This window comes from Erwinia sp. HR93 (genome assembly GCF_034555055.1).
In the GTDB taxonomy this organism is placed as follows: Bacteria; Pseudomonadota; Gammaproteobacteria; order Enterobacterales; family Enterobacteriaceae; genus Apirhabdus; species Apirhabdus apintestini.
This window is the reverse complement of sequence record NZ_JAXUDP010000001.1, coordinates 1,417,914-1,440,402: the sequence shown is the minus strand read 5'-3', so window position 1 is coordinate 1,440,402 and position 22,489 is coordinate 1,417,914. Positions and strand designations below refer to the sequence as shown.

Below are 22,489 nucleotides of genomic sequence, written 5' to 3'. Positions count from 1 at the left end.
TTACCTTATTCCTGATTCAAACTGCCCGACAGGATGCAAAACACGCCCATCAGGTCGGCATGCCGAATAGTGACTTTCGCCCGCTCGTTTACTTTCGGCTTAGCATGCCAGGCAACGCCCAGCGCGGCGCGCTTCAGCATCAGCAGATCATTCGCGCCGTCGCCTATTGCCACGGTCTGCTCAGGCGCAATATCAAACTGTTCGGCCAGCCCCAGCAGCGTTTTCGCCTTATAGCGCGCATCCACAATAGGACCGACCACTTTCCCCGTTAACCGCCCTTTCACAACTTCAAGCTCATTGGCGACCGCCGCGCAGAGGTGCAACTTATCACGCAGATAATCGGAAAAGAAGGTAAAGCCGCCGGAGGCGATAGCCACTTTCCAGCCCAAAGACTCTAGTTTCAGCACCAGCGAAATTAACCCGGGGGATAGCGGCAGGTTTTCACGCACCTTGTGCAAAATATCCGCATCTGCGCCTTTCAGCGTCGCTACGCGCTCGCGCAGACTGGCGGAAAAATCCAGCTCGCCGCGCATCGCCCGTTCCGTAACGGCAGCAACCGCGTCACCGCATCCGGCAAGCCTGGCGATTTCATCAATACATTCGATCTGGATAGCCGTGGAGTCCATATCCATCACCAGCAGCCCCGGCGTGCGTAAATGCGGGATATTGCCCAGCGGCGCGACGTCTAGCATGCGCCAACCGCGTTGCTCGCAGCGTCAGCGACCCCGCCAGGCGAATGACCTGATAATCATCCACGCACCAGGCGCTGACGATAACCATCGCCGCCCCCAGCTTGCGCTGAAAGCGCGTCAGGCGGGCTTTATCCAGCTCGCGCCCGTATAATAGCCAGCCGGTGCGACCGGCGCTGTAATCGAGAGGCATAACTTCATCGCCGCTGAGCGACAGCGGCAGCCCAGGCCAAAGCGATACGTCGTTGGGTAAATCGCACCAGGTCAAACTATTTGGCATTACAGCTCCTGTAAAAAATTAGCGGGCCGGTACAAAACACCGCATGAGGCTACCCTGCCGGTAAGGCTTCTGGCAACATGCAGGCTGTAAAATTTTAACGGGTGAAATATGGGCAGGACCAAACTCAAATTTCGGCTACATCGCTCTGTCATTGTACTGATTTGTCTGGCGCTACTGGTAGCGTTAATGCAAGGCGCCTCCTGGTTTAGTCAAAGCTACCAGCGTTCGCGTAATTTGCAGATGGAGGAGCTGGCACAAACCCTGGCACGCCAGGTAGCCTATGCGCTGGTGCCGCTCATGAAAAGCGAAACGCCGGATGAAAAACATATTCTGAGGCAGCTAAAACTGTTAACCACCGAGAGCCGCGTACTTGACGCCGCCGTTTATGATGAAAACGGCGCCCGCATAACGCACGCCGGCGAGAGCGTCGATGTGCGCGACAGACTGGCGCTGGACGGCAAAAAAGCCGGCAGTTATTTTAACCGACAGGTTATCCATGAGATCCCAGGTAAAAGCGGGCCGCTGGGCTATTTACGCCTAACGCTGGATACGCATACGCTACCAACCGAAGCGCGACAGGTCGATAATACAACAAATATTCTGCGCCTAATGCTGCTGCTGGCGCTGGCCATTGGCATCGTGATTACCCGCACTTTGCTGCAGGGCAGGCGGACTCGCTGGCAGCAGTCGCCTTTTCTGCTGACTGCCAGCCGCTCTCTTCCTGAAGAGCCGCCGGAACAACAGCCACCGGAAAAATAGCGCCAACGATTTGCGCCACGGTAGCCGCCTATCGCCCGGCCATTTTTCGGTACTGTCGCACCCGGGCGGCCATGACTAACTAAAGGCCTGACTCGCAGACGTGGTTTTATCTGCGCACAGGATAGTTAACCCCCGACGGTGGGGCATTTCCGAAACAGCAGCGTCATTAAATCCTGCCAGGATCCGCCCTTCTCTGACTCGTGCCTTCTTTTCTCATGCTGCTCGCAAGGAGAGGCGGGGCCTGTGCAAAAATGGCAACTCCACCCCCTTTTGTTTCTGCCGGTACAAAGGGAATACAATTTGACTCGCCAGAATTTATATTCGTGCGCATAACAGCGAATTTTCTATCTGAGGTGGCAAAAAGCCTTTCATATAATAGTCCTTGTCCCTTTTGAGTAGCTATGGGTTGGCGCTTTATCTGAAGTTGCTTTTCTGTTTAGGGGAAGTATCCACTGAATAGGGGCAGGAATTATTCTTTTAACGGTTCCGTCCTGAACTAAGGCTGAAAACCTCTGCTAGACATTCCGATGCTAGCCATGCATACCCGTCAGAATCTCCGTATGCGTTTCTGATGGGTTTTTACTAGGTAAGCTGTAATTTAGGCCGGAGTACGTTCTGGCGGTGCTGATAACGGATGTTACGTTAAATCGGCTGGGATCCCTTTATGATGGTGACCGCCGCTGTCCGTTCTTCCTGTAACATATCGCGGTATTTAGGGAAATTTTGGTTAAGTTCCGCAAGGTGTATGATGGACACTCTTTAACCATTTTATTCATGAGGGATTATGACAACGGGATTCTTTTTGTATCACTTGGACAAAACCACCTGCGGCGGGCGCATTCTGTCGGGCGCGGAGGATGAGACCTATGAAATCGGCGGTATTGAGCGCCAGCAGGTCAGGGAGGGCGACCCGGTGACCTGCGGGAAGCATCCCGGACGATTCCGGGTTTGTGGTGGCATGGGCGACACCTATGAAGTTGGTGGCGTGATGAGAGAGTGGGCGGGTTCACTCGACAGCTATAGTTCCTGTCCATGTCGGGCGAAGTTTATCCCATTCGTTGAGACGCATACCTACGAAAGTAACTGTAACGCCGGACGAGTGGCTGAAAGGGAGCAGGCAGTCAAAAGAACGAATCCTCCGACTTATCAGACAGGTGAAAAAACTAAATCAGGTTTTGTGCCTGATTATCCGGTTTTACGGAATACGCAGGACTTTCCGGATGAAAAGCTGCGGGGTACGCTGGCGCAGAATAATCAAGACGTCATGCTACTCACACTTCCGGAAGCTTTTGAAGTGCTCCAGTCGTGGGGCTGGAATGATACAAAAACAGTATGGGTAGAAGCTACACAGTCAGATGTGGGGCAGGTTCTGGTTAATTATGGCGTGAACGGGAAGGATGTTGTTACCACATCAATGATAGTTTCGAAACTCGGGAGTTTTGGAATAAAAGCGACGGTTTATATTAATCATAAAGGAACTGAGTTAATTAAGCTTACGGGCTACCCCGGAATTAGAAAAGTATTAAACGCCCCTGTTTTTGCATTGAAAAATCCAAAAGTAGTCGATCTGGGTATAGGTAAATATGGTCTTGGGAAATCAATTATTGAAGGTGCCCGTTTAACTTTTTATTTCGCCGCTGCATATAGGACGATTGATTTTATATTGAATGATGAGACACATCTTGCTCAGTTTATAGGTTCGCTGGCAACAGATGTTGCGAAAATAGGGATTGCTTCCGCTATTAGTTGGGGGATCGGTGTTGCTGCTGTTGCTTATGTCCCTTTCATTGCAGTCCCATTAGTAGTTGTTGTTGGTATAGGTTTGTTTACTGCGTGGGGGTTAAATGAACTCGATAATAAATTTGGAATTACTGATAAAGTCGTTGCATACATCGAAGCTTCGCAGCAAGAGTTTGTCGAGAAAGCGCGAGGAATAGAACAAGGACTCTGGGATCTGGGCGCGATGTATGCGGAAAAGATGCTTGATAAAGGCAAGGAAGTTATTGAGTCTGAAGTTAGGCGTTACATTCGAGAATCATTAAAAGATATAATACCGAGGATTAATTGATGTTGATAACAAGGCTCAAGGCCATTGCGGCGTTTTTTATTTTTTTTATAGTTGGGTTGGGTGGGATTTATTTTTCAATTAAAAATCTGAGTGAGTATTTTGAATTTCACACAATGATAGTGTATTCTTGGATGGATTGTTTCGCCTTATTATTTTCTTTTGTTTTTTTTCTTTTTTCAATGTATCCAGCTCATGTTGCTCTTTGTGGTTTTCCTATGCCACCTAATAAAGCAAAGAGTGTTTATAAGTTGCTTTTTTCTTTTTTTGTTATTTCATTAGCAACTCCCGTTTTGTTTTCTTTTATTTATATAAATAAAATAGAGTCTAAAGGGTATATTAAGTGCAAAGGTATTCCATCAGGGTGGATGCCGGGTATGGCGACTAAATATGCTACAAGTGAACTGCTCTGTTCAAAAAAGGATCGCTGAGATGCTTTTGCTCAGCGAGTAATCTGCTGCCTGTAAATGAAAAAACTACTTTGCCGGGTGGTTTTTTCGAAGGTTTGCAAGAGTTGAAGTTCTTTTGAACCACGGTAACTGGTCTGGAGGAGCACAGTCACCAAAACCGTCCTTTCAGTGTAGCCTTATCGCATCCGAAACTTTAAGACTCTCCTCCTCCAGGCCTGTTACCAGTGGCGATTCTTCGTGTCTGTTAGGGGTGGAATCAAGAGAATATTTACCTGAACAGGCGCGGTAGTCGGACTAAAAGGGGAGTTCGTGCATATAGTCCAGCCTGGAGCAGACCACCTACGAGGAACCCAGTTGCAAGGCCAGGAATGAGAAAATGCCACCTTACGGGATCCTGTACATAAATTTGTGTAATCGCCTGATTTAAATATGTTCAATCCTGCATCAAAAGTAGGCTAATTTATTGGCCGCAGCCGCCCGCGAGCCCAATTTGTATGAACCCCAGATTTACAAGCTGTCGCAGTAAACACCGGGAAGCAGGCCATATCTCTTTATGCAGAAAACCGCACACCGCTGCCTCCTCATAGCGCAACGTGGTAAACTGCGGCGGTGATTTACGTCAAGGACCGCACCATGTCAACGCTGCGTTTACTGATTTCAACCTCCCACGATCCCTGGTTTAACCTGGCCGTCGAAGACACGATTTTCCGCCATCTTCCCGCGCAGCAGCGCGTACTGTTTCTGTGGCGCAATGCCGATACGGTGGTCATTGGCCGGGCGCAGAATCCCTGGAAAGAGTGCAATACTCGCCGTATGGAGCTGGATAAGGTGCGCCTGGCGCGTCGTAGCAGCGGCGGGGGCGCGGTATTTCACGATCTTGGAAACACCTGTTTTACGTTTATGGCGGCTAAACCGGAATACGATAAAAGCATTTCTACCGGGATAGTCATTAATGCCCTGCGCCAGTTAACTATTCAGGCTACCGCCTCCGGGCGCAACGATCTGGTGGTGGAAACCGCAGCGGGTCCACGCAAGATTTCCGGGTCCGCCTATCGTGAAACGCCGGATCGCGGGTTTCACCACGGAACGCTACTGCTGAATGCCGATCTGGATCGGCTGGCCCATTATCTAAACCCTGATAAGAAAAAGTTACAGGCGAAGGGGATTACATCGGTACGCGGCCGCGTCGCCAATCTTCAGGATCTCATACCGGATATCACCCATGAACGGATATGTGAAGCTATCGAGCGCGCATTCTTCACGCACTATGGCGAAAGCGTGGCGCCCGAATATATTTCGCCGCAGGCGCTGCCGGATCTGCCGGGATTTGGCGAGACCTTTGCGCACCAAAGTAGCTGGGAATGGAACTTTGGCCATGCGCCAGCCTTTAGCCACCAGCTTGATGAACGCTTTGTATGGGGCGGTGTCGAACTACACTGTGACGTAGAAAAAGGCATCATCACCCGCACCCAGCTTTTTACCGATAGCCTCAATCCCGCGCCGCTGGAAATACTGGCCGAACGGCTGCGCGGCGCGCCTTACCGCAGCGCCGCGCTGCTGGCTGAGTGCGAAACGCTGAGCCAGGAATACCCTGAACGCGCCGCTGAGCTACATGAACTGGGCGCCTGGCTGGCGCAGGCCATAAGTTAACGCAATGAAAAGTTAGTGCGTCCGGCGCAATCAGCGCCGGGCCGCCTGAAGATTATTCCACACCGTCGCCTAACAGTACGGATTCCAACGCAATATGCACCATGTCATTGAATGTGGTCTGCCGGTCGGCGGCGCTAACGTTATCACCGCTGCGCAAATGATCGGAAACGGTGCAAATCGCCAGCGCCTGCGCGCCGAATTCAGCGGCTACGCCGTAAATTCCGGCCGCTTCCATCTCAATTCCCAGAATGCCGTACTTTTCCATTACGTCGAACATCTGCGGGTCCGGCGAATAGAAGAGGTCAGCGGAGAACAGATTACCGACGCGCGCGTCAATGCCCAGCGTTTTCGCCGCATCTACCGCATTGCGCACCATATCAAAATCAGCGATAGCCGCGAAGTCGTGATCCTTAAAGCGTAAACGGTTCACCTTAGAATCAGTACACGCGCCCATGCCAATCACTACGTCACGGATTTTCACATCCGGGCGCACGGCGCCGCAGGAGCCAACCCGAACGATCTTTTTAACGCCAAAATCGGTAATTAGCTCTTTCGTATAAATCGAACAGGAAGGAATGCCCATCCCGTGCCCCATCACGGAGACTGCGCGCCCTTTATAAACGCCGGTATAACCCAGCATACCGCGCACGTTATTCACTTCGCGCGGATTTTCCAGGAAGGTTTCCGCGATATGCTTTGCGCGCAGGGGGTCGCCCGGCATCAATACCACGTCCGCGAAATCGCCCATCTCTGCGTTAATGTGTGGCGTAGCCATAATTCAGGATCCTTTTTTCTGACTCAATAAAAAGACGGCCCGGCAAACAGCCGGGCCAATTCGATTAGAATAGCGCTTTACCGTAGTCCATCGGCGACAGCCCGAAATAGCGGGCAAGGGTTTGCCCAATGTCGGCAAAGGTTTCGCGGTGCCCCAGCGAGCCGGGCTTCACTTTATCGCCATAGACCAATACCGGAATATGCTCGCGCGTGTGGTCAGTGCCGGCCCAGGTAGGATCGCAGCCGTGATCGGCGGTCAGGATAAGGATATCGTCCTCATTCATCAGTGCCATAAGCTCAGGCAGGCGGCGATCGAACAATTCGAGACCGGCCGCGTATCCCGCCACATCGCGGCGATGCCCCCAGGAAGAGTCGAAATCAACAAAGTTGGTGAACACAATCGTGTTATCACCCGCCGTCTTAATTTCAGCCAGCGTGGCATCAAACAGCGCGTCCAGCCCGGTTGCTTTCACTTTTTTCGTGATACCGACGTTGGCATAAATATCGGCAATTTTCCCCACGGAAACGACCTGCCCGCGTTTCTCGTCCACCAGCTTTTTTAACACCGTCGGCGCAGGTGGCTCCACGGCCAGGTCGTGACGATTACCGGTGCGCTGAAAATGCCCGGCTTTATCGCCAATAAACGGGCGAGCGATGACGCGCCCGATGTTATAGCCGCCTTCAGTGAGCGCCGCGCGGGCAATTTCACACAGGGCGTACAGGCGCTCCAGGCCAAACGTCTCTTCGTGGCAGGCAATCTGAAATACGGAATCGGCAGATGTATAAAAAATCGGTTTTCCGGTTTTCATATGTTCTTCGCCGAGTTCATCCAGGATAACCGTGCCCGAAGAGTGGCAATTACCAAGATAGCCGGGCAGATCCGCACGCTGAACCAGTTCGTCTAACAGCGCCTGCGGGAAGCTATTTTCCCGCTCGGGAAAATAACCCCAGTCAAACAGCACCGGAACGCCGGCGATTTCCCAGTGCCCGGACGGCGTATCCTTCCCGGAAGACATTTCGTGCGCCCAGCCCCAGGCACCCGTCACCTGCGCATTCTCATCCATGCCGGCGGGGATGCGCCCCGTAGAACCTTGCGCTGCCTTCGCCAGACCAAGACGCGTCAGATTCGGCAAATTAAGCGGCCCGCTGCGCCCCGTATTCGCCCGCCCTTCCGCACAGGCCTGCGCAATGTGGCCCAGCGTATCTGAACCCACGTCGCCAAAACGATCGGCGTCTTCCGTTGCACCGATGCCAAAAGAGTCCAGCACCATAATAAATGCACGTTTCATAATCTCTCCGTACGTTATGCGCTATGCATACTCTTCATGCCCAGGCCGACGCTCCACAGGAGGCCGCCGGGACTGACGGGTATCACGCCAGGTTGCCTATAAAAAAGCGATCTGATCAGTATATCCCTCGCGCCTCCTCCCGGAAAGCTTAGCCTGCGGCGGGTTCGACTTTGCGATAGACCACATCGCACGGCTGAGGCGGGGTGTCGCTCAGCGTAATAGCGGCATTCACCGCGCGCGCGGCCGCCTGCCAGCTCGCTTCATCCTGCGCGTGGATCGTGGCTAACGGACGATGCGCGTCCACCCGTTCTCCCAGCGCGGTGAGTTCATCCAGCCCCACGCTATAGTTAATGGTATCGGACGCCCGGCGGCGCCCACCGCCCATTTCGACCACCGCCATGCCCAGCGCGCGCGTATCAATCGCGCTGACAAAACCCTCCTGCGCGGCATACACCGCTTTACTCAGCGGCGCGGATGGAAGGTGACGCGCGTAATGCTCTACAAAATCGACGGGGCCGCCCTGCGCCGTTACCATGTGCCCAAAGGTCTCCGCCGCCCGTCCGCTTTCCAGAGCCGCCTGAAGCTGCGATCGAGCCTCTGCCTCGCCCTTCGCCAGCCCGCCGGAAATCAGCATTTCACTGCCCAGCGCCAGCGTAACCTCAAGAAGACGCGGGTTGCGATATTCACCATTAAGGAAACGCACCGCCTCCCGCACTTCCAGCGCATTCCCCGCACTTGAAGCCAGCGGCTGATTCATATCCGTCAGCAGCGCGGTAGTACGTACCCCGGCGCCGTTCGCTACGTCGACGATCGCCTGCGCTAAATGTAGGGACAGGTCAAAGGTCGGCATAAACGCACCGCTGCCGACTTTCACGTCCATAACCAGCGCATCAAGACCTTCAGCCAGTTTTTTGGCCAGAATCGAGGCGGTAATCAGCGGGATAGAATCGACGGTTGCGGTAATATCACGCGTGGCGTAGAAGCGTTTATCGGCGGGCGCCAGCGACTGCGTCTGCCCGATAATCGCTACCCCGACGCGGCGAATGATGTCACGAAAACGCGCATCGTCGGGGAAAATATCAAAACCCGGGATCGACTCCAGTTTATCAAGCGTGCCGCCGGTGTGCCCCAGCCCCCGCCCGGAATTCATTGGCACATAGCCGCCGCACGCCGCCACCATCGGCCCCAGCATCAGTGAGGTAACATCGCCTACGCCGCCGGTAGAGTGCTTATCCACAAGCGGACCGTTCAGGCCAGCTTCACGCCAGTCCAGCACCGAACCAGAATCACGCATCGCCAGGGTTAATGAGACCCGCTCCGCCATTGACATATCCTGGAAGAACACGGCCATCGCCAGCGCCGCAATCTGGCCTTCTGATACGGTATTGTCGCGAATACCGTTAATGAAAAATCGAATTTCTTCATCACTGAGTGGATGTCCATCGCGCTTTTTGCGCACGATTTCTTGCGCCAGGAACACAGGCACCTCCTGAAGACATATGCCGCGGCGAATGGATTATTCGCCGCACGCTGAGTTAGTAACCGCCCGCGCTTTTCCCGTCGCCGTGCCCGAGGGCGTTCAATAAGCTGGCAAGAAGGCTGGAGGCGCCAAAGCGGTAGTGGCGGGCATCGGCCCAGCCGCTACCAAACAGTTCGTCGGCAATCGCCAGATACTGCGCGGCATCTTCCGCGCTGCGCACGCCGCCGGCGGGCTTAAAGCCGACGCGCTGCTCAACGCCCATATCCCGAATCACTTCCAGCATGATGCGCGCGCTTTCCGGCGTCGCATTTACCGGCACTTTACCGGTAGACGTTTTGATAAAATCTGCGCCAGCGTTAATCGCGATTTCAGACGCTTTACGGATGAGGCGCTCTTCTTTCAGTTCACCGGTTTCAATAATCACCTTCAGCAGCACATTCGCCTGCTCACACGCCGCTTTACAGGCTTTCACTAGCTCAAAACCCACTTTTTCATCACCTGCCATTAGTGCACGGTAAGGAAAAACAACATCCACCTCATCGGCGCCGTAAGCGATAGCCGCGCGGGTTTCCGCCAGCGCTATCTCAATATCGTCGTTGCCGTGTGGAAAGTTGGTCACCGTCGCAATACGAATATCTGGCGAGCCCTGCTGTTTCAGCGTCTTACGGGCAACGGGTATAAAGCGCGGATAGATACAGATTGCCGCCGTATTCCCTACCGGCGTCTTCGCCTGGCGGCATAGCGCAATGACTTTTTCATCGGTATCGTCATCGTTTAAGGTGGTTAAATCCATCAGCTTCAGCGCGCGCAGGCTGCTGGCAGTTAAATCGGTCATAGTCGTTCTCCAGTCGTAAGCATAGAGCCGGGAGGTAATATCGCCGGACAGAGAGGCACTGTCATTTCGGATTGCTTTAAAGATTGCCTCAGGGAGATGTTAAAATAGTAACATTGTGAGCTGGCATTATTTTGCGGGCCTTCTCACAAAGGAAAGAAACATATCGGTTGTTTCACCTATTTCCCTGCGGGCATTCTAACAAAGCCCGCTGAGTTATCACGGGATTATCCCACAATAAGGCCTTTTCATTGGCAAAATGTTAGAATCGTAACATTTCGCCTGCGCCAGATTAATAACACCCTGGACGGCGCAGCGGCACTCGCACGACACGATAAGAAGCCGAGCCAGAAGATCGGTAAAAAAAGCGCGCGCCTAAGCGGGCAGGTGGAACAGCCGGCAGCTATTTTCCCACAGCGCCTGCGCGATGGCCTCCGGTGCTTCAGGCCGCAGTTCACACAGGGTATTAAAGATTTCAACAAGGTATTCTGGCCGGTTAGGCTGCCCCTGTCGGCCACAAAGCGGCATATCGGGAGCGTCGGTTTCCAGTAGCAGCGCCGTCAGCGGCAGGCGGGCGATAACGTCGCGCGTTTTCCGGGCGCGCGGCCACGTAATGACACCGCCGACGCCGATATAAAACCCTAACCCGATAAACCGCTCAGCCTGCTGCAAACTGCCTGAAAACCCGTGAACTACGCCGGTGCGCGGCAGCGCCGCGCGTTTAAGGTGCCAGGCCAGCTTATCGTGCGTGCGCCGTGAATGCAGCAATACCGGGAGATCATAGCGTTTGGCGAGGCCTAGCTGCGCGTCCAGGATAGCCTGCTGGCGCGTAAAGCGCGGATTATCGATATAAAGATCCAGCCCAATCTCCCCCACGGCGATCAGCTTGTTCGAGCGCTGTGCCAGACAGGCGTCAAGCTGCGCAAGCGCCTCATCATCGTGGTGTTCAATCTCAATGGGATGCAGACCAAGAGCGGCAAAGAGCGCAGGCCAGCGCTGCGCGAGCGCGATAACGCGCGCAAAATAGATTGCCGCCGTAGCGGGCACCAGAATGCGCCGCACGCCGGCCTGTTCAGCCAGCGCCAGGCCCTGCGCTTCATTCTCCGCAAAGGGGGGAAAATCGTAGTGGCAGTGCGTATCCATAAAACCGGGGATCACGCGGTGTCCTCATTGCCAAAAGCGGGATCATTAGCCTCAACCAGCGGCGGAGCCGCACTGTCGTTCGCGACAGGAACCGGCGGCGCAACTATTTGCGCTTCCGGCGCTGCGGCAACCTCAGCCAGCGGCTCGTTCACTGCCGCAACCGGCACGACGATCGGCGAGGCGACGCGTTTTAACGGCGGCTTATTCGTCAGCTTTTGCCCGACGGTCGCCAGGAAGTAGCGCCCGCACTGCCGCCCCAGATTGTAATCCATGCGCAGAGCGGCCATGCGGCTGCCGAGGGCGATACTGCTCAGCGGTTTTGGCGGGTAGATTTCAAATATGCGTAAATCTCCCGGCGGTTTTTCAATAAAGCGCTGAATTGTGGAATAGCTTTCTTCATGATGCTGTACCAGGTTGATAAGCGGCTGCAAACTACTGGTTCCCAGCCAGCGTTCCATCCGTTTAAACCACTGGGGCGTATAATACATTTGAGAAGGCACCGTGCGGATAACTACGAGCGTGGTGGCTCCCAGTCGCGCGGCCTCGCGCACCGGTATAGCGTCGCTTATACCACCGTCCTGATAGCTTTTGTCGCCAATCATGACGCCGGTGCGGTAAAAACCGGGAATGGCGCTGGAAGCGCGAATCAGGTTCAGCCAGCTATCGGGCCGTGGAGCAAAATACTCTGCCGTGTAATCATCGCTACGGCAGGCGCACATAAAAAACGATTTACCGTGGTCGAACAGGCGCTGTGCGTTATCCATCGCCAGCGGCATTTTGCGCGACGTCGTTTCAATCAGCCAGTCCAGGTCGATAAGATTACCGCCGCGCACAAAGCGCAGAGGATTAAAAAATTCGCGGGAGGTGGTATAGCGCATGATAACGCGCCGCGCATAGCCGGGCTGCTGACATACAAATGCCGATAGATTCTGCGCGCCAGCCGAGGTGCCGAGATAAAAATCAAACGGATCGAACCGCGCCTGCATAAACTCATCCAGCACGCCCGCGGTGAAAATCCCACGCTGCCCTCCCCCTTCGCATACCAGCGCGATGCGTCCGGGCTGAAACGGTTTGATCGCCAATGGTGCAATGTTACCAAGCGTAACGGGAATTCTCTGGCCCACCGCTGCCTTCCTGTATCAACGCCCCTCTCCGGAATGGAGCTTCGGGCATGAGAGTATTCATTCTTATCTCACCAGGTTGTGTGGTGACAGGCGTATTGTGTACACAGAACGCTTTGATATCAGTGCCATTGCGACATGGCGCACCGCCGCCTGATGAAACAGGTGGCTTACTATAATAATAAAAGCCAGCCGATGCATCGGCTGGCCTGTAAATGTTGCGCTGTTAAGTGCTAAAAAATTTGTCTACGGACGTTTACGGCCCATAAACAGACTTACCAGGAACAGGATCACGCCGACAACGAAAACCACTTTCGCCGCGCCCGCAGCCGCTCCTGCCAGTCCGCCAAAACCTAACGCTGCAGCAATAAGCGCCACGACCAGAAAAATAATGCCCCATCGAAACATAAGACTCTCCTTTACTCAGGATAAATACCCAGGATAAAACTAGCCTGAACCGGCTCTTTTAGTATATAGCTCAAAACCTTGCCATACTTCACACCTGCGAATTCCGCCTCCACGGTCTGGCTGCCAAAGGCGGATGCGTCAGGATTTAAGGTTTAATCTGCAGATCGTTTTTTACGCTTTTAACGCCATCAATGGCCTTGGCCACACTTTCAGCGCGCGTTGATTGCGCCTGATTTTCAACCTCGCCTGAAAGCTGAACCACGCCGTCGGTGGTAGTCACTTTAACGTGGCGCGAAGGAACTATGTCATCCGCCAGCAGCTTGGCTTTTACTTCACTGGTGGTCGCAGTATCGCCTGCATAGTTGCTCATAGACTGAGAACTGCTGTCCTTAACGTGCAGTTTATCGCTCACCGAAGAGACGCCTTCTACGCCTTTCGCCAGCGTAACCGCTTTTTCAGCCTGCGCCTGGCTGGCAACAAATCCGCTTAGCGTCACCACTTTTTGCTCAGTTTTTACAGAAATATCAGTGCTTTTAATGGAATCATCGTCTACCAGAGCCGCCTTCACTTTTGCCGTGATGGCACTGTCGTCCATGAAATTACCGACTTTATGCATAGAGCCATCGACTTTTTGCCCCGCGCTTTCCGCCGTAGAATGACCCGAATTGGCAGACTCGCCTTGCGCCAGAACAGAACCGCTCATCAGAGAAGTGCCCAGAGCGACGGCCAACAGCGTTTTTGAAAACTTACGTGTATTCATCGATTTATTCCTGTCAGTCAGTATGACCAGTCATTGGGCCAACTGCCTTTAGGGCGATGGGATTACGCAAAGACAGTCGCCTTAACGCTTACACCGCCCCAATGAGGCAATCGCCTCAGTGCCCTAAAATGGTTTAGCTATTGAAACCAGTATCCTATTTTAGTGCTGCAAAACAGGTTTCAAATAGTGTTTCAAACCAGCACTTTGCAGCACTATGGAGGTAACTATAGACGGTAATGACAAAAACACCTGGGAAAGTGCGCGAAAATTACGCGATGAGGAAAAAATAGCGGGTATTTAAGAAAGTTCCGTAACAGACTAATATAGAAGAGAAAAAAGGGGCGCTGGCGCCAGCGCCCTCTTAGAAGAGATATTAATGTTCACGCGTTTTACGGAAGCGAACATCCGGATAGCGCTCCTGCGCCAGATTCAGGTTCACCATGGTCGGCGCGATGTACGTGAGATTATCGCCACCGTCCAGCGCCAGTTGGGTTTCATTCTTGCGCTTAAACTCTTCGAATTTTTTCACGTCGTCGCTCTCTACCCAGCGCGCCGTCGCTACGTTGACCGACTCATAAATCGCCTCAACGTTATATTCGCTTTTCAGACGCGTAACCACCACGTCGAACTGCAGCACGCCCACCGCACCGACGATCAGATCGTTATTGGAGACAGGACGGAATACCTGAACCGCCCCCTCTTCCGAAAGCTGTACCAGCCCTTTTAGCAACTGCTTTTGCTTTAAGGGATCTTTCAGACGAATGCGTCGGAACAGTTCAGGAGCGAAGTTTGGAATGCCGGTGAACTTCATCATTTCGCCCTGGGTGAACGTGTCGCCAATCTGGATAGTACCGTGATTGTGCAAACCGATAATATCGCCCGGATAGGCTTCTTCTACGTGAGCACGATCGCCTGCCATAAAGGTCAGCGCGTCGGAAATCACGACGTCTTTATTGATACGCACCTGGCGCAGCTTCATGCCTTTTTCATATTTCCCGGACACCACGCGCATAAACGCCACGCGGTCGCGGTGTTTCGGATCCATGTTCGCCTGAATTTTAAACACGAAGCCGGAAAATTTCTCTTCGCTGGATGCTACCGTGCGCGTATCCGTTTGACGCGGCATCGGCGTCGGCGCCCAGGAAACAAGACCGTCCAGCATATGATCCACGCCAAAGTTGCCAAGCGCGGTACCAAAAAAGACAGGCGTAAGCTCGCCGCTCAGGAATAGCGCCTCATCAAATTCATTCGAGGCGCCCTGTACCAGCTCTAGCTCATCACGAAGCTGCGCCGCCAGCTCCTCGCCGACGGCGGCGTCCAGATCCGGGTTATTTAACCCTTTAACAATTCGCACTTCCTGAATCGTATGCCCCTGACCACTTTGATAAAGGTAGGTCTCATCTTTATATAAATGATAAACCCCTTTAAACAGCTTACCGCAGCCGATAGGCCAGGTGATGGGCGCACAGCCGATTTTCAGCTCGTTTTCCACCTCATCCAGTAGTTCCATAGGGTCGCGAATATCGCGATCCAGCTTATTCATGAAGGTTAAAATCGGCGTGTCGCGCAGGCGGGTAACTTCCATCAGTTTGCGCGTTCTGTCTTCTACGCCTTTTGCGGCATCGATAACCATTAGACAGCAGTCAACGGCGGTTAACGTACGGTAAGTATCTTCCGAGAAGTCTTCGTGCCCCGGAGTATCCAGAAGATTCACCAGGCTGTCGCGATACGGGAACTGCATCACGGAGGTAGTAATCGAGATCCCGCGCTGCTTTTCCATTTCCATCCAGTCAGATTTGGCATGCTGGCTGGAGCCGCGGCCTTTTACCGTCCCTGCCGTTTGAATCGCCTGTCCGAACAGCAGCACTTTTTCAGTAATCGTGGTTTTACCGGCGTCCGGGTGAGAAATAATGGCAAAAGTGCGGCGCCTGGCCACCTCCTGCAAAAAAGGAGACAACGTCATAATTCCATCTTCTGTTGTAATGCGCGGCGGAGCGCCGCGCTGCGTGTTATCGAAAGTGGGGCAATTTTACCCTCCGAAACGTCAATCCCCAACATAATTTGCTGTCAGGAAAATGCCAGCCAGCGTTCGAGTTCGCTTAACGAGCGCACCTGATGCAGCGGTACAATACCCGCCGGCGCTTCGCGCCCGTGCGCATTAAGCCATACGGTATCAAGCCCGGCGTTAATACCGCCCAGAATATCGGACTCAGGCGTATCGCCGACCATTAACACGCGCTCGCGCGCCGGGCTGCCCATTTGCGCCAGCGCATAGTCAAAAATACGCCTGTCCGGCTTCGCAACGCCGACCTGCTCAGAAATTATCAATAAATCAAAGCAATCCTGCAGCCCGGTGCGCGCCAGGCGCCGCTGCTGAAGCGCGGTAAACCCGTTGGTAATGATCCCAAGGCGCGCGCGCCCGCGCAGAAAACGCAGCAGCGATTCTGCGCCCGGCAGCGGCGTGCAAATCTCCGCCATCGCATTCAAAAATGCATCGTTCAGCGTGCCGGCGGGCACGCTTAAACGGTCCGCCCACCGCTGAAAACGCTGATGCTGCAGCTGTAGTGCGGTAATGATGCCGTTTTGATAATCCACCCACAGCGGTTTATTCACCGCCTGATAAGTTTGGTAATCTTCCGCGGTGAAGGTGACGCTATAATCCAGAAACATACGCTGTAACCCGCTGAAAGCATCAAACGTAAACAGCGTTTCGTCCGCATCAAAAAGTATCCAGTCCCACTTCATGGCTTCACCTTCTATCGGTTGATTTTAGCGCTGGCTCTTCGCTCGCAATAATGGCGTCAGGCGCCGGCGATAAAAGAGCAAGCCGCCGCGGTTTAGCCCAGAGGCAGCGCCATGACTATCGCGTCTTCGTGCCCGGTGGCCGTTGGATAGTAGCGCTGGCGCACGGTAACTTCGTTAAAGCCGAGGTCTTCGTACAGCGCAATCGCGGGCGTATTCGATGCGCGAACCTCCAGCCATAACGTCAGGATGTCGCGGCTTTCCAGTTCGCCAATCAAGTGCGTCAATAATTCCCGGCCAAGCCCCTGCCGCTGATAGCGCGGATCGACGGCGATATTAAACAGGCTCGCTTCATCCAGAACAATTTGTGTAATCGCAAATGCCGCCATTTCATCATCAACGTCCAGCCGCAGATTCAGATAGCGTTCTCCCTGATTGCTCGCAAGCGTTGCCTCACTCCAGGGAAATGCGTGACTGCGCCGCTCAATGGCTAACGCATCCACCAGCCCGTCGTTATTAAGAGAAGAAATCCTGTTCATGTTCACAAATTTGGCGCCAGAGGGCGCTTCGGGCCTCTGCGCTATTGAGTAGTTCGGGCAGCCCTGGAGAATGTAGCTGCGCTCCCGATAGCGCCGCACCGGGCTGCACGCCCAGATACCAACTGTTGCAGTGGCTGCCCGCAGGCAGCATCGCAACCCGATCGGGCGTCAGTGAAAAGACCTCATGCTCAGCAACTCGCAGCGCTCTAAGGACATCCTGCAAAAAAGGCTCGTCCAGCGCCGCTGGGGTATCCGTCACAATGGTCAGGCGAATATGTTCAGGGAGGGTCAACGCGATTTCGCCCTTTAGCGCCGCCGGGCGACGCAGCGCCCATTGGGTAATTCCCAGTTGCTGTAGCTGCCAGTCACGTCGGGAAGTCATAGCGAAACCTGTTTCAGTCACCAGAAGGGCGCAAATATAGCAAATTAGGGAAACGCGCGCCAATAACCGCCATCGCACTCGCACCTGCGTCGGAAATCCCCCGGCGCGTTGAACCTGGTATATAATCGCCGCCTGCATCTGATGAGGAGTAAATTATGTCTGTCTGGACCCCGGCAAGCGAGGTTTTGCTGCGTCACTCTGACGACTTTGAACGTTGCCGCATTCTGTTCGCCGGCGATTTACAGGATAACCTTCCGGCCCAGCTTGAAACGGCGGAAAGCCGCGTCTGGACGCAGCAATATCACCACTGGCAGCGTCTGAGCGCAGCGCTCGGCGCGCGCGCGCAATTCAGTTTCCTCGCCGATGCAGACTGCATCACCGGCTGCGATACGCTGGTATATTACTGGCCGAAAAATAAACCTGAGGCGCTGTTTCAGCTTACAAACCTGCTGTCCTTGCTACCTGTCGGCACCGATATTTTCATCGTCGGGGAGAATCGCAGCGGCGTGCGTAGCGCGGAACAAATGCTCGCTCTCTACGCGCCGCTTACTAAAATAGATAGCGCCCGCCGCTGTACGCTTTGGCACAGTCAACTGGAAACCAGCCCGCAATTCCACCCGCAAGACGCCTTAAAAACCTATCAGGTCGGCGATCTAACGGTGAAAACGCTGCCCGGCGTGTTCAGCCGCGACGGTCTGGATAGCGGAAGCCAATTGCTGCTCTCTACGCTGTCTCCTCATACCAAAGGAAAAGTACTGGATGTCGGCTGCGGCGCTGGGGTGCTGGCTACGGCGCTTGCCAGCCACTCACCGAAAGTACGTTTGACGCTGTGTGACGTTTCCGCACCCGCGCTGGAAGCCAGCCGGGCGACGCTTATCGCCAACGGTATTGAAGGCGAGGTTATCGCGAGTAATGTCTACTCCGATGTGGCAGGCCGCTTCGATATGATTATCTCTAACCCACCGTTCCACGAAGGGCGAGATACCAGTCTTGATGCTACGCGCGATCTGATTTGCGGCGCCACGCGTCATTTAAATATTGGCGGTGAACTGCGCATCGTCGCTAATGCCTTCCTGCCGTATCCCCAGCTTCTGGATGAAATATTCGGCTCACATGAAACGATAGCGCAAACCGGGCGATTTAAGGTTTATCGCGCCGTGCATCAGCGCAGCGGACGGCGTTAGGGCATCTGAAGGAAACGCGTTTCCCGGCGCAAAAAGTGGCGCTTACTGCGGTAGCGCCACGCCCGCATAGCTGACGCAAAGTAAAGCACGGCGCGGGTGGCAACGTTTATCGCGCAGGGTAAGAATACAATCTGATGTGGTGCCGAACGGCGCCTCTTTTTCCATCATTTAGTGAAACGCCGCTAAATTAAGTATTGACGTCCCCCAGAAAACATCTAGAATTCGCCCCCGTGGTTGCGATACTTACGGGTATCAACGGTATGCGAAGGTGGCGGAATTGGTAGACGCGCTAGCTTCAGGTGTTAGTGTCCTTTCGGACGTGGGGGTTCAAGTCCCCCCCCTCGCACCAATAACCATGTAGCATTATGTTTGTAGTACCCTGCGAAGGTGGCGGAATTGGTAGACGCGCTAGCTTCAGGTGTTAGTGTCCTTACGGACGTGGGGGTTCAAGTCCCCCCCCTCGCACCACTACAAACGCACACGATAACGGCTGTAAACAGTAAGAAGACTGGGCGAAGGTGGCGGAATTGGTAGACGCGCTAGCTTCAGGTGTTAGTGTCCTTTCGGACGTGGGGGTTCAAGTCCCCCCCCTCGCACCAATTTACTTACTTATGCCGTTGCCATATCTCTTCGAAAGCCTTTCTTTTGTCACTCTCCGCTAAGTCCAGCATCAAAAATTTGCCCCGATATTTTTCATTATCACAGCCGTAGCGCCTGCCAGCACGCCGCAGGAAGCAAGTAGCAAATAAGCCCGCAATCGCGGATGGTACATCATGGCCGCCGTTGTCAGCAGTGCCACCGCCGTTGCCCCTCGCCACACATCAAGAGAAACATCCAGCATGATAAAACTGACTATCAGCCCGTAGCACATCAGCGCGCCCCAGCCTGTCTTCAAGTACGTTAAGCGCATATTGCCCCTCACTTGTCATGAGAACGAGCAGCATTATATGATAATGATTATCATTTATTAAAATAAATTCATTCGTCTTTACAAGGCCCGGACCGACGCTTGTTTTCAAATCACCCAAAAGATAATATTACTAATTATTCTCATTTAGATTATCGGTTATCAGTCCATGCCATTTTTTCCAGGGATTACTTTTCATCCAGACAATTTTACAGACGCCGATTTTGCCCATGATGCGGCTCTCGCGTGTAAAATTCGCCATGATTTTAGCCAATCGCGCCCCTGGTTTAATGACGCAGTTTTACTGGATGACGCCGGCCCCAACGCTGAAGCAGCGCTGCCTTTCTCGGCCTGGACGCAGCCTGCCAGACTTGCCGCGCTGCTTGATCTCTGGCAGCAGCATATCTATCGCCAGCAGCCAGGAGCAGCGCGGCTGGAAAAACCGTTAATCTCACTGTGGGCGCAGTGGTATCTCGGCCTATTAGTCCCCCCTCTTATGCAGGCGCTATTAACTCAGCCTGCCGCGCTGCATATTGCGCCTGAATACACGCGCGTAGAGTTTCACGCAACCGGGCGCGCCGCCCGTTTTTTTATCAGCGTTTATACCCATCCGAATTTGAGCGAGCAACCCGCCCGCCAGCGCCTGGAGCTTCTGTGTCAAACTGGAATTGCCCCGGTCATCAATGCGCTGACGGCAGGCACAGAACGCGCCCACGCCAGGTTAATCTGGAGTAATACCGGTTATTTGATGCACTAGTTTCTGGGCGAACTACGCCCACAGTTAGGCGATGAGGCGTGGCAGGCGCTGCGCCACGCACTTTTTTTGGAACCGCACTTCAGCGATAGCACCGATAATCCGCTGTTTCGCAGCGTTATCCCACGCAACGGTTTGCTGATGCGCAGAACCTGCTGCCAGCGAAATCGCCTGCCGGGCGTACAGCAGTGCGGTGACTGCACGCTTAAATAGCGACGGCCGACGTTTTTTTATTCATCAATCCTGATTCCTCCTGTCGCAGGGCATTCCGGCAGTTTACGAAGACGCCGCGTTATGACAGATTATTGCCTGCCCGAATTTGGAGAAACTCATGAGTCTGCAATCTGTACGGCAATTTTTCGCCGACCATGCCCCTGATATTGACATTATCGAACTGGACCAAAGCACCGCAACGGTCCCGCTTGCAGCCGAAGCCCACGGCGTTGAGCCGGGACAAATAGCCAAAACCCTCTCATTAAAGATAAAAAATGCCGTGGTGCTGGTAGTCGCCAGCGGGGATGCGCGCCTTGATAATAAAAAACTTAAAACCGCGTTTGGCGCTAAGGCGCGCATGCTGAGCAGCGATGAAGTTGTGAATTGGACAGGCCACCCCGTTGGCGGCGTTTGCCCGTTTGGGCTGGAAAATCCGCTGAAGGTGTATTGTGATATTTCACTCAAACGCTATAGTGAGGTACTACCGGCAGCAGGCGCCACGTATAGCGCCGTGCGGATCTCCCCTGAGCGTATGGCCGACCTCACCGCCGCTACGTGGATAGATGTATGTCAGTGATCGGAAGTTTGCGATGCGCCGTCGGGTGCGCGTGACGCGTTCGGCCGCTTTTTATCACCGGCAATAACGGTGCCCTGGGTTTCTCTACCGATAGCAACAAAGAGGCAAATCAGTATAGCGACGCTCCCGGCAACGATAGCCATGGCCAACCCATAATTACCTCCGTGCCGCTCTGCAATAGTTGACTGCAACATAGCATTTACCGAAGCGATAAGATTACCGAGTTGGTAAACAAACCCGGGTAACACGGCGCGCACCTTCGCAGGCACCAGTTCATTGAGCCAGGTGGGCACTACCCCCCAGGCTCCCTGTACCATAAACTGCATGAAAAACGCGCCAATACCAATGGCGAGCGAGCCAGAGGAGAAAGCCCACAGCGGCAATACCGGCAGCGCCAAAAACGCAGCGATCATCATCGCTTTTTTACGACCGATACGCTCCGAAAGCGCGCCAAAAAAAATCCCTCCCAGCATCGCGGCGATGTTATAGAAAATCGCAATAGTACTAACCACATGGGGCGCAAAGCCATGCTGCACCTTCAGGAAAGTGGGATAGAGATCCTGAGTGCCGTGACTGAAGAAATTAAAACAGGCCATGATAAGCACCAGATACAAACAAAGTTTCCAGTTATCACGCACGCTGGGCCACAGCGCCGCATTTTCCTTGCTCGCGCGAGCCGCCAGCCACACCGGAGATTCAGGTACTTTGTAGGCGATATAGGGCAACAGGATAATAGGCAGCGCGCCTATCAAAAACATTCCGCGCCAGCCCACCCAGGCGTAACACAGCCCAAATACGACCGAGGCCAGCAAATACCCGCAGGGATAACCCGCCTGGAAAATACCCGACATCAACCCGCGAGAGCGATCGGGTATGGTTTCCATCGCCAGCGAAGACGCCACTCCCCAAATCCCCCCCATCGCTACGCCATACACGACGCGAAACAGTAAAAACGCCTCAAAGCTGGGCGACCAGGCGGACAAAAGCTCAAAAATAGAAAAGCAGGTGATATTGAGCATTAAAATGGGTTTACGGCCAAATTTCTCAGCCAGGCGCCCAAAAATTAACGCGCCAATCGGACGGACCGCCAGCGTCAGCATAATCGCGAGTGAGACGCTGGAAACGGAATCATGAAAGTAGGCGGCGAGATCGCTTAATACAAACACTAAAATAAAAAAATCAAACGCATCCAGTGTCCATGCCGAAAAGCATGCCATCGCAACGTGACGCTGCGCCGGCGTCCAGCTAAATGGAGTAAACATAAGCGCCTTCCTGTCCTTTAAGTTCGTAATATGCGCTAAGGAACCTGCTCTCAGGCGAGTGGAAATAGCTATCTTCAGGTGATATCCCTTGATTTGCAGTAAATTCACCAAAAAGACATAGCAGCAGGCATTCTCTCTCACGCATGCTGCGTTTCCCCGCCATCAATATACCGCCTGAAGTGCATCACATTGTTTATTCAATGTTAATTATATGTTTATATCAAAGTTTACTGCGCGGGGATTCCGCCATGACGTTTCATAGTGCAATA

General features: G+C 53.7%; 22 protein-coding genes, 3 tRNA genes and 2 pseudogenes. 11 read left to right on the top strand and 16 right to left on the bottom strand.

Translation table 11 applies throughout. The annotated features are described in order from the left end of the window. Nucleotides 1–5: 5 nt before the first annotated feature. Nucleotides 6–969, bottom strand: a pseudogene (gene serB / locus SFA31_RS06710) (phosphoserine phosphatase). 108 nt (nucleotides 970–1,077) lie between these two features. Here serB and SFA31_RS06705 point away from each other — a divergent pair. From SFA31_RS06705 to SFA31_RS06690, 4 genes are all read left to right on the top strand, one after another. Further along, entirely contained in the window at nucleotides 1,078–1,728 is a 651-nt protein-coding gene (locus SFA31_RS06705) for a YtjB family periplasmic protein (RefSeq protein WP_322837280.1), read from the top strand. A gap of 784 nt (nucleotides 1,729–2,512) precedes the next feature. Beyond that, the gene (locus SFA31_RS06700) at nucleotides 2,513–3,796 is read left to right on the top strand and encodes a PAAR domain-containing protein (RefSeq protein ID WP_322837279.1); all 1,284 of its coding nucleotides are present in this window, start codon (nucleotides 2,513–2,515) and stop codon (nucleotides 3,794–3,796) included. Then, a complete protein-coding gene (locus SFA31_RS06695; RefSeq protein WP_322837278.1) occupies nucleotides 3,796–4,224 on the top strand; it encodes a hypothetical protein in 429 nt (142 codons plus the stop codon). The genes SFA31_RS06700 and SFA31_RS06695 overlap by 1 nt, the downstream gene beginning before the upstream one ends. Before the next feature lie 612 nt (nucleotides 4,225–4,836). Further along, nucleotides 4,837–5,853, top strand: coding sequence for a lipoate--protein ligase A (locus SFA31_RS06690; protein WP_322837277.1), 1,017 nt, complete (start codon nucleotides 4,837–4,839; stop codon nucleotides 5,851–5,853). A gap of 52 nt (nucleotides 5,854–5,905) precedes the next feature. Here the strand turns inward: SFA31_RS06690 and deoD are convergent, their stop codons facing one another. The 12 genes from deoD to SFA31_RS06630 all read right to left on the bottom strand — a co-directional run bounded on the left by deoD (nucleotide 5,906) and on the right by SFA31_RS06630 (nucleotide 17,323). Next, nucleotides 5,906–6,628 carry a purine-nucleoside phosphorylase gene (deoD, locus tag SFA31_RS06685; RefSeq protein WP_322837276.1) on the bottom strand — a complete coding sequence of 241 codons (723 nt, stop codon included), beginning with the start codon at nucleotides 6,626–6,628 and terminating at the stop codon, nucleotides 5,906–5,908. Nucleotides 6,629–6,692: 64 nt separating this feature from the next. After that, on the bottom strand, nucleotides 6,693–7,916 hold the full coding sequence (gene deoB, locus SFA31_RS06680; protein ID WP_322837275.1) for a phosphopentomutase: 1,224 nt from the start codon (nucleotides 7,914–7,916) through the stop codon (nucleotides 6,693–6,695). A 148-nt stretch (nucleotides 7,917–8,064) separates the two neighbouring features. Continuing rightward, on the bottom strand, nucleotides 8,065–9,396 hold the full coding sequence (gene deoA, locus SFA31_RS06675; RefSeq protein WP_322837274.1) for a thymidine phosphorylase: 1,332 nt from the start codon (nucleotides 9,394–9,396) through the stop codon (nucleotides 8,065–8,067). A 55-nt stretch (nucleotides 9,397–9,451) separates the two neighbouring features. Then, a complete protein-coding gene (gene deoC / locus SFA31_RS06670) occupies nucleotides 9,452–10,231 on the bottom strand; it encodes a deoxyribose-phosphate aldolase (RefSeq protein WP_322837273.1) in 780 nt (259 codons plus the stop codon). A gap of 372 nt (nucleotides 10,232–10,603) precedes the next feature. Continuing rightward, nucleotides 10,604–11,371, bottom strand: a complete 768-nt coding sequence (locus tag SFA31_RS06665; RefSeq protein ID WP_416208324.1) for a TatD family hydrolase — start codon at nucleotides 11,369–11,371, stop codon at nucleotides 10,604–10,606. Nucleotides 11,372–11,382: 11 nt separating this feature from the next. Beyond that, nucleotides 11,383–12,495 carry a patatin family protein gene (locus SFA31_RS06660; protein ID WP_322837271.1) on the bottom strand — a complete coding sequence of 371 codons (1,113 nt, stop codon included), beginning with the start codon at nucleotides 12,493–12,495 and terminating at the stop codon, nucleotides 11,383–11,385. Nucleotides 12,496–12,738: 243 nt separating this feature from the next. Then, a complete protein-coding gene (locus tag SFA31_RS06655) occupies nucleotides 12,739–12,900 on the bottom strand; it encodes a DUF1328 family protein (RefSeq protein WP_322837270.1) in 162 nt (53 codons plus the stop codon). Between the two features lie 145 nt (nucleotides 12,901–13,045). After that, the gene (gene osmY / locus SFA31_RS06650) at nucleotides 13,046–13,660 is read right to left on the bottom strand and encodes a molecular chaperone OsmY (protein WP_322837269.1); all 615 of its coding nucleotides are present in this window, start codon (nucleotides 13,658–13,660) and stop codon (nucleotides 13,046–13,048) included. A gap of 373 nt (nucleotides 13,661–14,033) precedes the next feature. Beyond that, nucleotides 14,034–15,623: a peptide chain release factor 3 gene (prfC, locus tag SFA31_RS06645; RefSeq protein ID WP_322837268.1), complete on the bottom strand. Its 1,590-nt coding sequence runs from the start codon at nucleotides 15,621–15,623 to the stop codon at nucleotides 14,034–14,036. A 104-nt stretch (nucleotides 15,624–15,727) separates the two neighbouring features. Continuing rightward, nucleotides 15,728–16,405 (bottom strand): pyrimidine 5'-nucleotidase, encoded by a 678-nt coding sequence (gene yjjG, locus SFA31_RS06640; RefSeq protein ID WP_322837267.1) that lies wholly within the window; start codon nucleotides 16,403–16,405, stop codon nucleotides 15,728–15,730. Between the two features lie 92 nt (nucleotides 16,406–16,497). Continuing rightward, entirely contained in the window at nucleotides 16,498–16,941 is a 444-nt protein-coding gene (gene rimI / locus SFA31_RS06635) for a ribosomal protein S18-alanine N-acetyltransferase (protein WP_322839316.1), read from the bottom strand. After that, complete coding sequence (locus SFA31_RS06630) at nucleotides 16,919–17,323, bottom strand: DNA polymerase III subunit psi (protein ID WP_322837266.1); 405 nt, start codon at nucleotides 17,321–17,323, stop codon at nucleotides 16,919–16,921. Before SFA31_RS06630 ends, rimI begins: the two co-directional genes overlap by 23 nt. A gap of 155 nt (nucleotides 17,324–17,478) precedes the next feature. Between SFA31_RS06630 and rsmC the strand changes: the two genes are divergently transcribed. Beyond that, on the top strand, nucleotides 17,479–18,507 hold the full coding sequence (rsmC, locus tag SFA31_RS06625) for a 16S rRNA (guanine(1207)-N(2))-methyltransferase RsmC (protein ID WP_322837265.1): 1,029 nt from the start codon (nucleotides 17,479–17,481) through the stop codon (nucleotides 18,505–18,507). 42 nt (nucleotides 18,508–18,549) lie between these two features. On the opposite strand, the gene SFA31_RS06620 is transcribed toward rsmC, so the two are convergent. Further along, nucleotides 18,550–18,675 carry a hypothetical protein gene (locus SFA31_RS06620; RefSeq protein WP_322837264.1) on the bottom strand — a complete coding sequence of 42 codons (126 nt, stop codon included), beginning with the start codon at nucleotides 18,673–18,675 and terminating at the stop codon, nucleotides 18,550–18,552. Between the two features lie 94 nt (nucleotides 18,676–18,769). On the opposite strand from SFA31_RS06620, the gene SFA31_RS06615 reads away from it, so the two are divergent. The 3 genes from SFA31_RS06615 (at nucleotide 18,770) to SFA31_RS06605 (ending at nucleotide 19,106) form a co-directional block, all read left to right on the top strand. Next, nucleotides 18,770–18,856: transfer RNA gene (locus tag SFA31_RS06615), tRNA-Leu, on the top strand. Between the two features lie 32 nt (nucleotides 18,857–18,888). Further along, a tRNA-Leu gene (locus tag SFA31_RS06610) sits at nucleotides 18,889–18,975 on the top strand. Between the two features lie 44 nt (nucleotides 18,976–19,019). Further along, nucleotides 19,020–19,106 (top strand) — tRNA-Leu (locus SFA31_RS06605). Nucleotides 19,107–19,177: 71 nt separating this feature from the next. Here the strand turns inward: SFA31_RS06605 and SFA31_RS06600 are convergent. Then, nucleotides 19,178–19,417 carry a DUF1435 family protein gene (locus tag SFA31_RS06600; protein ID WP_322837263.1) on the bottom strand — a complete coding sequence of 80 codons (240 nt, stop codon included), beginning with the start codon at nucleotides 19,415–19,417 and terminating at the stop codon, nucleotides 19,178–19,180. 166 nt (nucleotides 19,418–19,583) lie between these two features. Here SFA31_RS06600 and fhuF point away from each other — a divergent pair. From fhuF to SFA31_RS06590, 3 genes and pseudogenes are all read left to right on the top strand, one after another. Further along, nucleotides 19,584–20,318, top strand: a pseudogene (gene fhuF / locus SFA31_RS06595) (siderophore-iron reductase FhuF); the annotation flags it as partial. Further along, nucleotides 20,310–20,381 (top strand): (2Fe-2S)-binding protein, encoded by a 72-nt coding sequence (locus SFA31_RS19065; RefSeq protein WP_416208348.1) that lies wholly within the window; start codon nucleotides 20,310–20,312, stop codon nucleotides 20,379–20,381. The pseudogene fhuF and the gene SFA31_RS19065, both read left to right, overlap by 9 nt. A gap of 118 nt (nucleotides 20,382–20,499) precedes the next feature. Further along, nucleotides 20,500–20,958 (top strand): YbaK/EbsC family protein, encoded by a 459-nt coding sequence (locus SFA31_RS06590; protein WP_322837262.1) that lies wholly within the window; start codon nucleotides 20,500–20,502, stop codon nucleotides 20,956–20,958. Here SFA31_RS06590 and SFA31_RS06585 read toward each other — a convergent pair. Further along, the gene (locus tag SFA31_RS06585; protein WP_322837261.1) at nucleotides 20,952–22,220 is read right to left on the bottom strand and encodes an MFS transporter; all 1,269 of its coding nucleotides are present in this window, start codon (nucleotides 22,218–22,220) and stop codon (nucleotides 20,952–20,954) included. The two genes, SFA31_RS06590 and SFA31_RS06585, sit on opposite strands and share 7 nt — an antisense overlap. Nucleotides 22,221–22,489 lie beyond the last annotated feature (269 nt).

What these genes read in the sequence shown, in the direction of transcription:
- deoB (WP_322837275.1), bottom strand. Translation starts at nt 7,916, where the DNA reads ATGAAACGTGCATTTATTATGGTGCTGGACTCTTTTGGCATCGGTGCA.
- rsmC (WP_322837265.1), top strand. Translation starts at nt 17,479, where the DNA reads ATGTCTGTCTGGACCCCGGCAAGCGAGGTTTTGCTGCGTCACTCTGAC.
- prfC (WP_322837268.1), bottom strand. Translation starts at nt 15,623, where the DNA reads ATGACGTTGTCTCCTTTTTTGCAGGAGGTGGCCAGGCGCCGCACTTTT.
- yjjG (WP_322837267.1), bottom strand. Translation starts at nt 16,405, where the DNA reads ATGAAGTGGGACTGGATACTTTTTGATGCGGACGAAACGCTGTTTACG.
- SFA31_RS06590 (WP_322837262.1), top strand. Translation starts at nt 20,500, where the DNA reads ATGAGTCTGCAATCTGTACGGCAATTTTTCGCCGACCATGCCCCTGAT.
- osmY (WP_322837269.1), bottom strand. Translation starts at nt 13,660, where the DNA reads ATGAATACACGTAAGTTTTCAAAAACGCTGTTGGCCGTCGCTCTGGGC.
- SFA31_RS06705 (WP_322837280.1), top strand. Translation starts at nt 1,078, where the DNA reads ATGGGCAGGACCAAACTCAAATTTCGGCTACATCGCTCTGTCATTGTA.
- SFA31_RS06630 (WP_322837266.1), bottom strand. Translation starts at nt 17,323, where the DNA reads ATGACTTCCCGACGTGACTGGCAGCTACAGCAACTGGGAATTACCCAA.
- SFA31_RS06620 (WP_322837264.1), bottom strand. Translation starts at nt 18,675, where the DNA reads ATGATGGAAAAAGAGGCGCCGTTCGGCACCACATCAGATTGTATTCTT.
- SFA31_RS06600 (WP_322837263.1), bottom strand. Translation starts at nt 19,417, where the DNA reads ATGCGCTTAACGTACTTGAAGACAGGCTGGGGCGCGCTGATGTGCTAC.
- rimI (WP_322839316.1), bottom strand. Translation starts at nt 16,941, where the DNA reads ATGAACAGGATTTCTTCTCTTAATAACGACGGGCTGGTGGATGCGTTA.
- deoD (WP_322837276.1), bottom strand. Translation starts at nt 6,628, where the DNA reads ATGGCTACGCCACACATTAACGCAGAGATGGGCGATTTCGCGGACGTG.
- SFA31_RS06700 (WP_322837279.1), top strand. Translation starts at nt 2,513, where the DNA reads ATGACAACGGGATTCTTTTTGTATCACTTGGACAAAACCACCTGCGGC.
- SFA31_RS06665 (WP_416208324.1), bottom strand. Translation starts at nt 11,371, where the DNA reads ATGGATACGCACTGCCACTACGATTTTCCCCCCTTTGCGGAGAATGAA.
- SFA31_RS06585 (WP_322837261.1), bottom strand. Translation starts at nt 22,220, where the DNA reads ATGTTTACTCCATTTAGCTGGACGCCGGCGCAGCGTCACGTTGCGATG.
- SFA31_RS06655 (WP_322837270.1), bottom strand. Translation starts at nt 12,900, where the DNA reads ATGTTTCGATGGGGCATTATTTTTCTGGTCGTGGCGCTTATTGCTGCA.
- SFA31_RS06695 (WP_322837278.1), top strand. Translation starts at nt 3,796, where the DNA reads ATGTTGATAACAAGGCTCAAGGCCATTGCGGCGTTTTTTATTTTTTTT.
- deoC (WP_322837273.1), bottom strand. Translation starts at nt 10,231, where the DNA reads ATGACCGATTTAACTGCCAGCAGCCTGCGCGCGCTGAAGCTGATGGAT.
- SFA31_RS06690 (WP_322837277.1), top strand. Translation starts at nt 4,837, where the DNA reads ATGTCAACGCTGCGTTTACTGATTTCAACCTCCCACGATCCCTGGTTT.